Source organism: Streptomyces sp. RPA4-2 (assembly GCF_012273515.2).
GTDB lineage: Bacteria > Actinomycetota > Actinomycetes > Streptomycetales > Streptomycetaceae > Streptomyces > Streptomyces kaempferi.
In genome coordinates this window covers 6,459,659-6,473,857 of the sequence record NZ_CP050975.2, presented here as the reverse complement: position 1 = coordinate 6,473,857, position 14,199 = coordinate 6,459,659, and the positions used below count along the sequence as shown (strand labels likewise).

Here is a 14,199-nt window from a genome sequence, read left to right as displayed (position 1 = left end):
GCCCGGGTACCGCCCAGAGACGGCCCGGCGCGGTCCTCGGTCGGACCCTCCTGACGCCTGCTAGTTCGGCACAGGTGGCGCTGCCCAGCCGTGTCGGACGGCGTGACCGCCGAGCTGCATCCGGGTACGGACCCCGGCCATGTCCATGAGGTGGCGCAGGCGTCGGTGCAGCGTGCGCTGTGACAGGCCCAGCTGTGCAGCGGTCGTCTGATCGGTCAGGCCGGCCAGCAGGAGCGCGAGGATCCTCCGGTCGAGGTCGGTCGGATCTTCCGCGCCGAGCGCCACGGTGGTTTCGGCTTCTGTGCCGGTAGCCGACAGCTCGAGCGGGTGGGCGGTGCGCCAAACCGTCTCGAACAACGCGTCCAACGCGTCCAACAGGCCGCTGCGGTGCAGCAGTACGGCGCCGGGCTCTCCGGCCGGTGTGACCGCGAGCGGCACCAGGCCGAGGTCGGCGTCGGCCAGCACGAGTTTCATCGGCAGTTGGTCGGTGACCCGCAGTTGCACGCCGTTGCGCAGTGAATCGATCGCGTCGGTGATGATGCCCGGCTCTGCCAGCACGGCCCGGTCCAGTACCGCGCGGAAGTGCACGCCGCGGCCGATGGCCATGGGTTCGGCCGTGTTCTCGTCGGGCGGGACGGCGAGGAACGGCGCGGTGATGAAGCTGCGGACCTGCGTGCGGGCCGCCTGCTGCACCTGGAGGAAGCGATGGCGGATGGCGTCGCGGCCCGTGACGACTTCGATCAGATCGTTGATGCTGTTCCCGGTCATCGCCGCCCGGTGTTCCTCGGCGAGGGTCACCAGTGCCTGCTCGGCCATCCGCAGCCCCTCTCGGCGCTGGGCGATGAGAGCACCGAACGCCATAGCCGGCGGCGCGGCGGTGAACCGCTCGTCCGCCGACCCGATCACCAGTCCCCACTCGACCAGGCGGGACAAGGTCTTGTCGACGTGGGCCCGCGGTACGGCGAGCAGATCCGACAGCAGCGTCGCGGTGGAGTTCGGCTGGCCGACCAGCGTCCGGTAGACGCGCTCGTCATCGGGTTCGAGGCCCAGAACGTCCAGCATCGGCGACCGACCTTCTTCCACTTGCCGCAGCGGGGAGAGTATGCGCCATGGCGGCAGACACTGAATAGTGCCTGCTGGGAGCGGGTGTGACGGGAAGGGCCCCGGGGAGGTGACTCCCCGGGGCCCTTCAGCGCGGTTCATCGCAGGCCGTACGCCCGGATGATTTCGTTCTTGACACTGAACCCGCGGTCCGTCCCGGCGCTCGCGCGGACCGAGAGGAAGCCGCCGGGCTTCTTCGCCGTCCTGAACGAGCCCTTCCAGTAGCCGTCGGCGCCCTGGGACAGGGTCACCTTCTGCCAGGTGGCACCGTCGTCGTACGAGACGTCCAGCTTCACCGTGGTGACCTTGCCCGGCACGGTGCCGAGGCCCATCGACACCGGCTTGAGCGCGATCCGCTGGGTCGCATGGGACTTCACGTCACCGTGCAGGTCCGACTCCAGCTTGTAGTTCAGGTTCAGCACCGAGAACGGCTCGAAGAAGTCCGAGTCGACGGTGTCGGACAGGAACGTCCACTCGGTGTGGGTGCGCGTCGACAGCCGGAAGACGTCGCCGGGCCGCTCGGCGTCGAGGACAGCGCGGTAGGGCAGGTTGCCCGCCGGCACCTCCACCCACTGCATGTCTCCGCTGACCGGATTGTCGTGGATGAGCGTGTCGCCCTGGAAGACCCGCAGGTGGGACGGCGTCTCACCCCACGGCAGGTAGCCGCCCAGCCGCATGGTCTCGCTGGCGGAGGCCCACGCCTGCACGTTCCAGGTCATGTAGTTCTGCCAGCGGGAGTTGTACACGCCGAAGGACTCGCTCTGGGCCGGCCGGGTCGCCGGAGCGAACCAGTCCAGACGGGTGGTGCTGCCCTTGGCATACGTGTTGTCGCCCGACACCATCGTCCACGGCAGAGCTCCGTCGACGCCCTGTGTGTGGAACTCCCGCCAGTCCTGGCCCGGGGTCACCCATTCGGTTCGGGTGCCCGGGTGCCACTCGGTCTCGGGGAGGTTGAACGACGGGCTGAGGGTGAAGTCGGACCGGTAGCCTTCCGCCGACCCGCCGTCCGTGGCCGAGTAGTAGCGGGCATCGATCCGGGCGAGGTCCCGCTGGGTCGGCTTGTAGACCAGGGCACGGTCCGGCACCCGGCCGGGGTAGTCCCGGGTCAGGTCGTAGACGAACGGCGTGTACTCGGTCTGCTTGGCCGTCAGCTTCACCTTGCCGGCCTTGGCCATCGCGATGAGGGTCCTGCCCGCGTCGCGGTGCACCGTGGCGACCGGGATGGCCGATTCGCCGACGTACTCCATCAGCGCACCGACACCGTCGTCGACCACGATCAGCACCTTGGCACCGGCCGCGACCGCCGCTTCGGCGCGCTCCTGCGGCGAGACCTCGTCGCTGCGCTCGATGACGACGACCTTGCCCTTGGCCCTGACCTTCTCGTATGCGGCCGCCGCACCGTCGCCCGCGTAGACGGCGTCCAGCGTGTTCGTGGCGGTTCCCAGGGCACTGCCCGCCTGCACCAGTGCGTCGAACCGGAGCCGACCGCCCAACGCGCTCAGACTGAGCTGCGGCTCGCCCTTGCGCCAGCGGGTGGTCAGGATGAACTCGCCCTGCTTCATCGGCTCCGTCGGCGCGACGTAGACGTCGTCGTACATCGGCGGCACCACGTACGCGCTGCGGTAGTCCAGGTACGGGTCGAGGCCCTTGTAGTGGACGTTGAAGTCGACCTTGCGCTGGCGGTCCTCGGTGCGCTGCGGCGCCTCGGTCCGCAGCAGGCGTGCCTTGCTCGCGTCCAGCACCACGTCCATGGAGCCGTCCTTGAGCACGGTCTCGGGGTCGACCAGCACGGCCATACCCGAGCGGTCCGCCTTTTCGCCGGCCACGTCGATGTACCCCGCGACGGTGTACAGACCGGGTGCCATACGCATGGTGGTCGAGCCGTCGACGTAGACGTTCCACGGCAGGACGTCGCCGGCCAGGTTGATGCCGACCCAGCCGGCAGCGGGCTTGCCGTCCCGGCCGACCAGCTTGATGTTCAGGTCGTAGCGCTCCTCCTCCTTGAGCAGCGCCACGGACGTGCGGGTCACCGGCTTCCCGGTGGCCTCGTCGGTGCCTGTCACGTAGCCGACGTGCCGGCCGGCCGAGGCGGCCTGCGGGTCACCGGTCACCGGGACGGCGGCGGTGCCGCCCGCCGGGACGGTCACCGTGGTGTCTCCCAGTGAGAAGGGGCCACCGTCGTCGGTCAGCGCCAGCTTCAGTGTGACGTCGGTGGAACCGGCGTTGGTGAAGGTCAGGTCCTTCGTGACGGCGACGTCGCTCGGCTCGTGCGGCCAGGTGTAGTTCCCGAAAAAGAGCGATCCGGTGCCGCGGACCGTGGTGCGCACGGCCGCGGCCACGTCGACACGGCCGGTGCCGACCTCGTACGGCGAGTACCCGTCGTCCAGGCCCTTCGCGGTGCTCATCAAGTGTTCCTTGAGCTGCGCGCCGGTCCAGTCCGGGTGCCGCTGGGCCAGGATCGCCGCCGCACCGACCACGTGCGGGGTGGCCATGGATGTGCCGCTGAGGGTGCGGTACAGCCCTTCCCCACCGTCGGTCATGTCCTGCGAGCGGGCCGCGGTGATGTCCACGCCGGGCGCCGCGATGTCCGGCTTCATGCCGCCGGAGTAGGCCAGCGGGCCGGTGCTGGAGAAGGACGCGAGCTGGTCCTGCTTGTCCGTGGCCGCCACGGTCAGCGCCGAGGCGGCCGCACCCGGGGCGGAGATGCTCTCCGGGCCCGCGTTGCCGGCGGCGATGACGAACAGCGTGCCGTACTGCTCGGAGAGCGCGTCGACCGTCTGCGACATCGGGTCGCTGCCGTCCGTCGGGTAGGAGTCACCGAGGCTCATGTTGACGACGTCCGCGCCGGATTCGGCGGCCCATTGCATGCCCGCCATGACCCAGGAGTCCTGGCCGGAGCCCTCCGCGCCGCCGAGCACCTTGCCGACGAACAGGTCGGCGCCGGGGGCGACCCCCTTGTTGTCGCCGCCGGAGGCGGCGCCGGAACCGACGATGGTGCTGGCCACATGTGTGCCGTGCCCGTTGACGTCGGTGACGCCCTCACCCGGCACGAAGCTGGTCGTGCCGTCGATCACACCGGCGAAGTCGGGGTGGTTGACGTCGATGCCGGTGTCGAGCACCGCGACCTTGACGCCCTTGCCGGTGTAGCCGTCCTTCCAGGCCTCGGGCGCGCCGATCAGCGGCACGCTCTCCTTCAGGCTGGCTTTCACGCGACCGTCGAGCCACAGTTTCGACACACCCGCGCCCAACTTCGCGCTGCCCTGCGGCGCGACGGTGGTCCAGAAGGTACGGGCCTGCCGCTTCTCGGTGCTCAGCGCGGCACCGTGGATGCCCTTGAGTTCGCGGGTCAGCCTGCTGCCACGGGGGGCCGTCGGCTCGATGGCGGAGCGGGACTTCGGCTGGGCGTACGCCGCTATCAACGGCACCGCGGCCGACTTCGCGTCGTCGTAGCCCATCTCGATCAGGTCGGTGACGTTGAACAGCCGCCGGTCCAGCTTCTCGGTGCTCAGGAGCGGAGCCGCCTCGTCCGGGATGACGAACAGGTCGCCCTTGATCTCCTGGATCTTCACACCCCCGACGGCGCTGTCCGGACGGTGGACGTCGGCGGTCTGCTTGCCGTCGGCCGTCGTGGTGACGGTGACGACGTCGCCGGTGACCAGGGTGACCTTGTGGGTCGCCGAGGGCCTGGCGGGAACCGAGGGCTTGCTCGGAGCGGCTTGTGCGGGCGCTTGCAGAAGCGCGAGCCCCAACGCCAGCAGCGGCAACGCGGTGGCGGCGGAGACAAGCCGCCGGCGCCCGCGCCGGAAGGCGAAGGACTGAGAGGGGGAGGACATGCCATGGGTCTATCGGCCGGTTCACGCCGACGTGAAGGCCGGATGACGGCAAGTCCCCGCCATGGCAAGGACTTGCCAGCCGCAAACCGCGCACGTCCAGGCGAGGTTGCACTTTTCGGACACGGAACGCCGGGGAACGCCGGGACGCCGATCGGCTGCCCGTGGGCGAAGGCGGACGCGCGGGAATCGCGCGCGTCGGACGAGTTCCGTGAAGAGTCCATCGCCCCCGAAGACCCTGCCTCGGTCCGGGATACCGCTGCTCAATGCGGTGAGGGGTCCGTCGCCCTGCGGACGACGGACCCCTCACCGGCAAGAGCGCAGGTCAGCCGGACCCTACGAAGATCACCAACAGGAGCCAGACCACGGGTGCCGTCGGCAGGAGCGAGTCCAGACGGTCCATGATGCCGCCGTGACCCGGCAGCAGTGTGCCCATGTCCTTGATGCCCAGGTCCCGCTTGATCATGGACTCGCCGAGGTCACCGAGCGTGGCGGTGGCCGCGACCGCGAGGCCGATGATCAGGCCCTGCCACCACGTACCGTCCTCGATCAGGAACTGCAGACACAGCGCGCCCCCGACCATGGCGAAGACGACCGCTCCGACCAGGCCCTCGCGGGTCTTGCCGGGGCTGATGCGGGGCGCGAGCTTGTGCTTGCCGAAGCGCCAGCCGATCGCGTACGCGCCGGTGTCGCTGACGACCGTCAGGAGCAGGAACGTCAGGACGCGGCGCGGGCCGTCGTCCGCGGTCAGCATCATCGCCACGAAGGTCGCCAGGAACGGCACGTAGAAGGCGGCGAAGACGCCGGCCGTGACGTCCTTGAGGTACCCCTCGGGCGGTTCCGTCATCCGCCAGACCAGTACCGCCAGCGCCGTGAGTGCCATCGCCACCCACGCGCCCTCGGCACCCCGTACATAGCCGGCGACGACCATGGCCGCACCGCCGACCGCCAGTGGCACGAGCGGCGCCTTGATGCCCTTGCGTTCCTCGAGCCGCGAGGTGAGCTCCCACAGCCCCACCACCACGGCGACGGCGACCACACCGACGAAGACGGCCTTGACGACGAACAACGACGCGACGATCACCGCACCGAGCCCGACGCCCACCCCTATCGCAGCACCGAGGTCGCGACCTGCACTCTTCTTGGGTGCGGGGGCGGGCTGCTGGGCGGCGCTGGGCATGGGCTCCTGCGGCTTCTGCGACGGGTTCCCGTAGGACCCCGCCGCCGGTGTGTCGTCGCGAACCGGGGGGCCGCTCAGCCGAGCGGCCCCCCGGTCGTCATCCTGGTCTCCGCCGTGAGCGGGTCCCTCGGGCACGATGGGCATGGGGCGAGTGTGCTGCGCGTCATGCGCATCGTACGCGGGACCCGCCGGGCCTGCCCCCTGGGCAGACCCCTGGTCGGAGGGCCCCCAGTACCCGGCTTGCGGCGGTGCCCCCCAGGAAGAGTCGTTCATCAGACCTCGAGCAGCTCCGCTTCCTTGTGCTTCAGGAGCTCGTCCACCTGTGCGACGTACTTCGCGGTGGTGTCGTCGAGCTCCTTCTCCGCACGGCGGCCCTCGTCCTCGCCGACCTCGCCATCCTTGATCAGCTTGTCGATGGTCTCCTTCGCCTTGCGGCGCACGGAGCGGATCGAGATCTTGGCGTCCTCACCCTTGGTCTTGGCGACCTTGATGAACTCCTTGCGGCGCTCCTGGGTCAGCTCCGGGAAGACCACGCGGATGATGCTGCCGTCATTGCTCGGGTTGACACCCAGGTCGGAGTCGCGGATCGCCTGTTCGATGTTGCGCAGCGCGCTCTTGTCGAACGGGGTGACCACGGCCATGCGCGGTTCGGGGACCGCGAACGAGGCCAGCTGGTTGATCGGCGTCAGTGCGCCGTAGTAGTCGGCCACGATCTTGTTGAACATCGCCGGGTGCGCACGGCCGGTGCGGATCGCGGCGAAGTCCTCCTTGGCGACCACGACGGCCTTCTCCATCTTCTCCTCGGCCTCGAGGAGGGTCTCTTCGATCACCACTTGCTCCTGCGTGTCTTGAGTAGGCCCGGCAGCTGTTCCTCGTCGGGGTGGCAGCCGGCTGCGTCGCGTCTTGTTCCTGCACGGTTCCGGACCGGCAGGACATTGTCCATCCCCCGGTCAGGGTCCGTCCCGGGTCAGGCCCGGCCGCTCGGGTCACCCACGAGTGTGCCGATCTTCTCACCCTTGACGGCCCGCGCGATATTGCCCTCCGCCAGGAGCTCGAAGACCAGGATCGGCAGCTTGTTGTCACGGCACAGCGTGATGGCGGTCATGTCGGCGACCTTGAGGTCGCGGGTGATGACCTCGCCGTAGCTGAGCGAGTCGAACTTGACGGCCTCGGGGTGGGTCTTGGGGTCGGAGTCGTAGACCCCGTCCACACCGTTCTTGCCCATCAGCAGGGCCTCGGCGTCGATCTCCAGGGCACGCTGGGCGGCCGTGGTGTCGGTGGAGAAGTAGGGCATGCCCATACCGGCGCCGAAGATGACCACACGGCCCTTCTCCAGGTGCCGTACGGCGCGCAGCGGGATGTACGGCTCGGCGACCTGTCCCATGGTGATGGCGGTCTGCACGCGGCTGTCGATGCCCTCCTTCTCCAGGAAGTCCTGGAGGGCGAGGCAGTTCATCACCGTGCCGAGCATGCCCATGTAGTCGGAGCGTGCCCGGTCCATGCCGCGCTGCTGGAGTTCGGCGCCGCGGAAGAAGTTGCCGCCGCCGATGACGACGGCGATCTGGGCGCCCCCGCGCACGACGGCCGCGATCTCGCGGGCGATCTTGTGCACCACGTCGGGATCGACGCCCAGTCCGCCGCCACCGGCGAACGCCTCACCGGAAAGCTTCAGCATGAAGCGTCCGGCGCCTTTGCCGTCGTCGGTCTTCTCGCCTTTGTCGGCCTGGGTGCTGGTCATGGAGATCTCCTCATGGTGCACATACGAAGAAGGCCATTGCCGGTGGGGTGTTGGCTCCCATGCTCGGCAATGGCCTCCTCGTCAGATCTGCTGTCGTCCGGCACGCACACGCGCGTGCCGACGTACGCGGACGACTGCTGTCGACCCTATAGGGGTCGCGCGTCGATCGCTGTACGGACTCAGATGCCGACCTTGATGCGCGCGAAGCGCTTCAGGGCGACACCGGCCTCGTCCAGAACCTGCTGGACGGACTTCTTCTGGTCCAGCGCGTAGGGCTGGCCCAGCAGGGTGGCCTCCTTGAAGAAGGCGTTGACGCGACCCTCGACGATCTTCGGGAGGGCGGCCTCGGGCTTGCCCTCGGCGCGGGTCGTCTCCTCGGCCACGCGGCGCTCGGACTCGACGACCTCGGCCGGGACGTCCTCCCGGGAGAGGTACTTCGGGGCGAAGGCCGCGATGTGCTGGGCGACACCCTTGGCGAGCTCGGCGTTGGCCTTGTCCAGCTCGACCAGGACACCGATCTGCGGGGGCAGGTCGGGCATGGTGCGGTGCATGTACGCGGTCACGTAGGCACCGGAGAACTGGGCGAAGCGGTCCAGGACGATCTTCTCGCCCAGGTTGGCGTTGGCCTCGTCGACGAACGCCTGAACCGTCTTGCCGGGCTCGATCTCGGAGCCCAGGAGGGCCTCGAGGTCGGCCGGGGAGGTCTTGGTGACGTGGTCGGCGATCTGGGCGGCGACGGCCTGGAACTTCTCGCCCTTGGCGACGAAGTCCGTCTCGCACTTCAGCTCGACCAGGACACCGGAGGTGTTGTCGTCGGCGATGACGGAGACCACGGCGCCGTTCTCGGCGGAGCGGCCCTCGCGCTTGGCGACGCCCTTCTGGCCCTTGATGCGCAGTTCCTCGACGGCCCTGTCGACGTTGCCGTCGGCCTCGTCCAGCGCCTTCTTGCAGTCCATCATGCCTGCGCCGGTGAGCTCACGGAGCTTCTTGACGTCGGCGGCGGTGTAGTTCGCCATGATTCCTGGAATCTCTCTCGAAGTCTGAAGATCTACGGGCCGGACGGCGGGGGCTTGGTGTGCCCCCGCCGTCCGTGACCCGAAGGGGTGAGGGGTCAGGCCTGCTCGGCGTCCGCGGCGGGGGTCTCGGCGGCAGCCTCGACGGCCTCGGCGGGGGTCTCGGCGGCAGCCTCGACGGCCTCGGCCTCGGCGACGGGAGCCTCGGCCTGCTCGGCGTCGGCGACCTTCTCCGTCTCGGCGGAGGTCTGGACCTCGGGCTCGTCGGCCTTCTTCTCGCCCTCGAGCAGGTCGCGCTCCCACGCGGCCAGCGGCTCGCCAGCGGCCTTGTCACCCTCGGCGGCCTTGCCGGCGCCGGAACGGGAGATGAGGCCCTCGGCGACGGCGTCGGCGATCACGCGGGTGAGCAGGGTGACGGAGCGGATCGCGTCGTCGTTGCCCGGGATCTTGTAGTCGACCTCGTCGGGGTCACAGTTGGTGTCGAGGATGGCGACGACCGGGATGTTGAGCTTCCGGGCCTCGCCGACCGCGATGTGCTCCTTCTTGGTGTCCACGATCCAGACGGCGCTGGGCACCTTCTGCATCTCGCGGATACCACCGAGGGTCTTCTCCAGCTTGGCCTTCTCGCGCGAGAGCACGAGAAGCTCCTTCTTGGTGAGACCCGAAGCGGCGACGTCCTCGAAGTCGATCTGCTCGAGCTCCTTGAGGCGCTGCAGACGCTTGTAGACGGTCGAGAAGTTGGTGAGCATGCCGCCCAGCCAGCGCTGGTTGACGTAGGGCATGCCGACGCGGGTGGCCTGCTCGGCGATGGCCTCCTGCGCCTGCTTCTTCGTGCCGACGAACATGACCGTGCCGCCGTGGGCGACGGTCTCCTTGACGAACTCGTAGGCGCGGTCGATGTACGACAGCGACTGGAGCAGGTCGATGATGTAGATGCCGTTGCGCTCCGTGAAGATGAAGCGCTTCATCTTCGGGTTCCAACGACGGGTCTGGTGACCGAAGTGGACGCCGCTTTCCAGCAGCTCCCGCATCGTGACGACGGCCATGGCCGTTCTCCTTGGTGTTCTCGGTTGTGCCGCGTGTGCCGGACGGCACTCGCGCCTGACGCCCGCGATGCGCCTTGCCACGAGGGACCGAGGGGCGCTGACACCGGCTTTTGATGACCGCGTGTCGGGGCGTGCGAAGTCGACCCGGTGACCCGGATCGCCACGAGAAGTGTACGGGACCCGCGAGGTGCGGGGTGACGCCGCTGTCCACAACCGGCCGGTGGTCCACAGGCCCCCGCCAAGATCCGCCCGATGCGGGACCGTTCTCGCATGCGAGCGAAACGATATGTGCGTACGTGGCTGGAGTTGCTGCCGGGAATCACGGCGGCCGCACTCGCCGTGCCGGCCGTCTCGGCCATGCCGGCCGTGCACGCCGCGCCGGCCCCATCGCCGGTCGCCCTGGCCGCCCGGACCTCCTCGTCCCGGCCGAACGGCCCCGCGCCTCCGGTCCCCGCGGAGCCGCCGGACGCCGACGCGCAGGTCCCGGCGGTCGCCCGCCTCTGGCCGGTGGGCACGCGCCCGTCGGTCCTGCGGGCCTGGCAGCCCCCGGCGACGCCCTACGGTCGCGGCCACCGGGGCGTGGACCTCGCGGCGGCCCCGGGCGCCCCGGTCCGGTCCGTCGCACCGGGCCGGGTCTCCTTCGCCGGCCGCGTCGCGGGCCGCGGAGCGGTCGCCGTCGAGTTGGCGGGCACCGGCGACCCACCCCTGCGGACCACCTTCACCCCGGTACGGGCCACGGTGAGAAAGGGCGACGAGGTGGCCGCCGGCGAGGTACTGGGCACCCTCGAAGCGGACGGCTCCCACTGCCCCACGAGCTGCCTCCACTGGGGCCTTCTGCGAGACCGGACCTACCTCGACCCGCTCTCCCTGCTCCCGTCATGGCTGCTGCACCGCGCCCCGTCCCGGCTACTGCCGGTACCGACAGCACGCAGACAGCCATGACCGCCTCCGGCACAGGCACAGGAGCGGGAGCGGGAGCGGGCACGGGAGCGGGCACAGGAGCGGGCGCGGGCACGGGCGCGCTTGCCGTCGGGACGGCACCGGTGGGCCCGTGAAACTTGGCAGGCGCGCGGAGGCGTAGCAGGGCGCGGGGCGCGCGGGTGGTGGGTAGTCGCGCGGGACGCGACGGGTGTGCGGGAGGGGGCAGGCGCGCGCGGCGGGGGCGGGAAGGGGGCGGGGGGAGGGGGGAGGGGGGAGGGGACCGAGGTTCAGCCGCGCACGCCCCGCAGGGCCATCGTGACGGCCGCGTCCGTAATCGCGTCGGGGTCCTCCGCCGCTCCCAGTTCGATCCGCCGTACCGCCGCGTCGACGACGCCCTGGAGCAGCATCGCGGCCAGTCTCGGTTCGGCGTGGCCCATGTCCCGGAGCGCCTCCGCGATCATCGCGACGAGGCCACCGTGCGCCGCGCGGATCTTCTCGCGGGCCCCGGCGTCGAGCTCACTCGCGGAGATGGCCACCACGGCCCGGTGCCGCCGGTCCCCGACGAGGGCCAGTTGCTGCCGGACGTAGGCCTCGACCTTGCCCTCGGGCCCGTCGGCCGCGGCCATCACCGCCTCGACCTCGGCCGCCCACACGGGGAAGTCGACCTCGCACAGCTCTTCGACCACGGCGGCGCGGGACCGGAAGTACTCGTAGACGGACGACCGCGCCAGGCCCGTCCGCTCGGCGAGGGCGGGGAAGGTCAGCGCTTCCGTCCCGCCCTCGGACAGCAGGGACCGGGCCGCGTCCAGCAGGGCGGCTCGCTGCATCGACCGGTGCTCGGCCACGGAGGCCGCTCGAATCCTTGGCACGCCCTCCACTTTACGGACGGACCGCGGATGACGGCAGCCACTCCCACCACCTGGAGGAATAACGGTCCTGATGTCGAAGGGACGATTCAGCACCCGCGCCGCGCTCCGGATCAGCGTCCGAAACTGGCGAGCTTCGCGCGCAGCTGCAGTACCGACTTGGTGTGGATCTGGCTCACCCGGCTCTCGGTCACTCCGAGGACGTTCCCGATCTCCGCGAGCGTGAGGCCCTCGTAGTAGTAGAGCGTGACCACGGTCTTCTCCCGGTCGGGCAGTGTGTTGATGGCCCGCGCAAGGAATCTCCGCAGCTCCCGGTCCTCGGCCACCTCGACCGGGTTGTCGGCCGCCGTGTCCTCCAGGGTGTCCATCAGGCTCAGCCGGTCGCCGCCCTCGCCGCCGACATGCAGGAGTTCCTCGAGGGCCACCACGTTGGCCAGGGACAACTGACTGAAGACGGCGTGGAGATCCTCCACCGCGATCCCCATCTCGGAGGCCACCTCGCCCTCCGACGGCGTGCGTCTCAGTCGGGCCTCCAGCGTCGCGTACGCCCGTTCCACGTTGCGCGCCTTCTGCCGCACGGAGCGCGGGATCCAGTCCAGGGCGCGCAGCTCGTCGATCATCGCGCCCCGGATGCGCGTGATCGCGTACGTCTCGAACTTGATCTCCCGTTCGATGTCGAACTTCTCGATCGCGTCGATCAGCCCGAACACGCCCGAGGAGACGAAGTCCGCCTGCTCCACATTGGCCGGCAGGCCCACGCTGACCCGTCCCGCGACGTACTTGACCAGGGGCGAGTAGTGCAGGATCAGCTGCTCGCGCAGTCGCTCGTCACCCGTCGTCTTGTACGACCGCCACAGCTCGTCGAGCGTCGTGGGAGCGGGCGGCCGCCTGCTACCGCCGTCGCGGGCGGCTGGGGGGATCGCCGCCCGATCGGACCCGGAGGTGTGCTGGGGCATTCGTCGCCTTGTGCCGTTCTGCCGTGAACTGGGGGTGCCTGGGTGAGCTGTCGCTCTGATGCCGAGTTGCGCGTCTGCGTCGGAACCCAGGTGAGCGTAGCGTGACTGGAGTGTCGCAGTGCGCGAAGGGCCGGGGGCGGGCGATGCGCAGATACGTTCCGCTGAGCGTTTGCGTCGGTCGCCCTCGTCGCCGTCCGTGACCGTCCGCAGACGCCAACTGCGGGTATTGCCAAGGGTGTCGGCGTTCGCCCGGACGGCCGAACACGCTCGGTCAGCACCCGCGACGATCATCGTGGACCGGGATCATCATCTGGCGTGTCAACTTCCAGCCGTCGCCGTGTCGTTCGACGAACCCGAGCGAGCGGAGTTCGTACAGTCTCCCGACCGCGTCGTCCGTCGTGGTTCCGGCCCCGCGGGCGATCTCCTCCGCTCCCGCCAGTCCGCGGGCCGGCAGCGCGGCGAGCACCCGTCCGGCACCCGGGTCCAGCAGGTCGCGCGGCAGCACGGGCCCTCGCCGGTCCGGGGCCAGCTCACCCATGTCGCCGACCAGTTCCGCGACTTCCGCGGCGTCGGTGACCAGCATCGCCTCCCCCCGCAGCAGTTCATGCACCCCGGCCGACAACCCGCTGGTGACAGGGCCGGGCACGCCCATCGCGAACCTGCCCAGCCGCTGCGCGGCGCGCGCCGTGACCAGGGCGCCACTGCGATAGGCGGCCTCGACGACCACGGTCCCCCGGGTGAGCGCCGCGATGACCCGGTTGCGGAGGATGAACCTGCTCGGCGTGGGATGCTCTCCCGGCGGTAACTCGCCGACGACCAGGCCCTGTTCGGCGATTCTGGTGATCAACTCGGTGTGTCCCCGGGGATAGGGCCGGTCGACTCCGCAGGCCAGCACGGCGACGGTGGCCCCGCCCGCCGCCAGTGCGCCGCGGTGCGCGGCGCCGTCCACGCCGTAGGCGCCGCCCGACACCACCACCCACCCGCGCTCGGCCAGCCCGGCGCCGAGGGTGGCCGCCATGTGGGCGCCGTACTCCGTACAGGCCCGCGCTCCGACGAGGGCGACGGACCGCAGCGCCCACATCCGCAGGCTGGGGCGTCCTCGTACCCAGAGTCCGACGGGACGGCCGTCCCCGAGGTCGTCGAGCTGTGCGGGCCACTCGGAGTCCCCCGGGCACACGAACCGGATTCCGGCCGCACGGGCGTCCGCGAGGTCCCGCTCCGGGTCGGCCCGCTCGGCCCGCGCCCGCAGTCCCGCCCATCTCCCGTCCGTCACCCCCCGCGGCCGCTCCCCGCCGTCCAGGAGCCCCCGGACGGCCCGCTCCGCCCCTGCCTCACGGATCCAGCGCCCGAAGACCTCGTCGCCCGGTTCGGCGACGCGGGCGAGAAATGCCCGGTGCGTGCGCTCGGCCGCACGGACCGGATCCTGCCGGTGCGCGCCTTCCCGGCTCCTGTCCTCTCGGCGTGCGCCTTCCCGACACGTGTCCTCTCCGCCTGCACCTTCCCGACGCCTGTACTCTCCGCGTGCGCCTTCCCGGCTCCTGACTTCCT

11 protein-coding genes are annotated in these 14,199 nt (G+C 70.3%); 1 reads left to right on the top strand and 10 read right to left on the bottom strand.

The features are described from left to right. Positions 1-60: 60 nt before the first annotated feature. The 7 genes from HEP85_RS28450 to rpsB form a co-directional block, all read right to left on the bottom strand. A complete protein-coding gene (locus HEP85_RS28450; protein WP_168530445.1) occupies positions 61-1,062 on the bottom strand; it encodes a helix-turn-helix domain-containing protein in 1,002 nt (333 codons plus the stop codon). Positions 1,063-1,199: 137 nt separating this feature from the next. Further along, on the bottom strand, positions 1,200-4,934 hold the full coding sequence (locus HEP85_RS28445; protein WP_369657873.1) for a S8 family serine peptidase: 3,735 nt from the start codon (positions 4,932-4,934) through the stop codon (positions 1,200-1,202). A 322-nt stretch (positions 4,935-5,256) separates the two neighbouring features. Beyond that, positions 5,257-6,384 (bottom strand): phosphatidate cytidylyltransferase, encoded by a 1,128-nt coding sequence (locus HEP85_RS28440; RefSeq protein WP_329290755.1) that lies wholly within the window; start codon positions 6,382-6,384, stop codon positions 5,257-5,259. After that, positions 6,384-6,941 carry a ribosome recycling factor gene (gene frr / locus HEP85_RS28435; RefSeq protein ID WP_153288324.1) on the bottom strand — a complete coding sequence of 186 codons (558 nt, stop codon included), beginning with the start codon at positions 6,939-6,941 and terminating at the stop codon, positions 6,384-6,386. The genes HEP85_RS28440 and frr overlap by 1 nt, the downstream gene beginning before the upstream one ends. A 137-nt stretch (positions 6,942-7,078) precedes the next feature. Beyond that, positions 7,079-7,849 carry a UMP kinase gene (gene pyrH / locus HEP85_RS28430; RefSeq protein ID WP_168530444.1) on the bottom strand — a complete coding sequence of 257 codons (771 nt, stop codon included), beginning with the start codon at positions 7,847-7,849 and terminating at the stop codon, positions 7,079-7,081. A gap of 179 nt (positions 7,850-8,028) precedes the next feature. Next, on the bottom strand, positions 8,029-8,865 hold the full coding sequence (gene tsf, locus HEP85_RS28425) for a translation elongation factor Ts (protein WP_168530443.1): 837 nt from the start codon (positions 8,863-8,865) through the stop codon (positions 8,029-8,031). Between the two features lie 95 nt (positions 8,866-8,960). After that, a complete protein-coding gene (gene rpsB, locus HEP85_RS28420; RefSeq protein ID WP_168530442.1) occupies positions 8,961-9,908 on the bottom strand; it encodes a 30S ribosomal protein S2 in 948 nt (315 codons plus the stop codon). 270 nt (positions 9,909-10,178) lie between these two features. On the opposite strand from rpsB, the gene HEP85_RS28415 reads away from it, so the two are divergent. Further along, on the top strand, positions 10,179-10,850 hold the full coding sequence (locus HEP85_RS28415) for a M23 family metallopeptidase (RefSeq protein ID WP_356012458.1): 672 nt from the start codon (positions 10,179-10,181) through the stop codon (positions 10,848-10,850). Between the two features lie 266 nt (positions 10,851-11,116). On the opposite strand, the gene HEP85_RS28410 is transcribed toward HEP85_RS28415, so the two are convergent. From HEP85_RS28410 to dprA, 3 genes are all read right to left on the bottom strand, one after another. Further along, the gene (locus tag HEP85_RS28410; protein ID WP_168534102.1) at positions 11,117-11,674 is read right to left on the bottom strand and encodes a TetR/AcrR family transcriptional regulator; all 558 of its coding nucleotides are present in this window, start codon (positions 11,672-11,674) and stop codon (positions 11,117-11,119) included. 134 nt (positions 11,675-11,808) lie between these two features. Further along, entirely contained in the window at positions 11,809-12,651 is an 843-nt protein-coding gene (whiG, locus tag HEP85_RS28405) for an RNA polymerase sigma factor WhiG (protein WP_168530441.1), read from the bottom strand. Positions 12,652-12,922: 271 nt separating this feature from the next. Further along, on the bottom strand, positions 12,923-13,990 hold the full coding sequence (dprA, locus tag HEP85_RS28400) for a DNA-processing protein DprA (protein WP_248002526.1): 1,068 nt from the start codon (positions 13,988-13,990) through the stop codon (positions 12,923-12,925). Positions 13,991-14,199 lie beyond the last annotated feature (209 nt).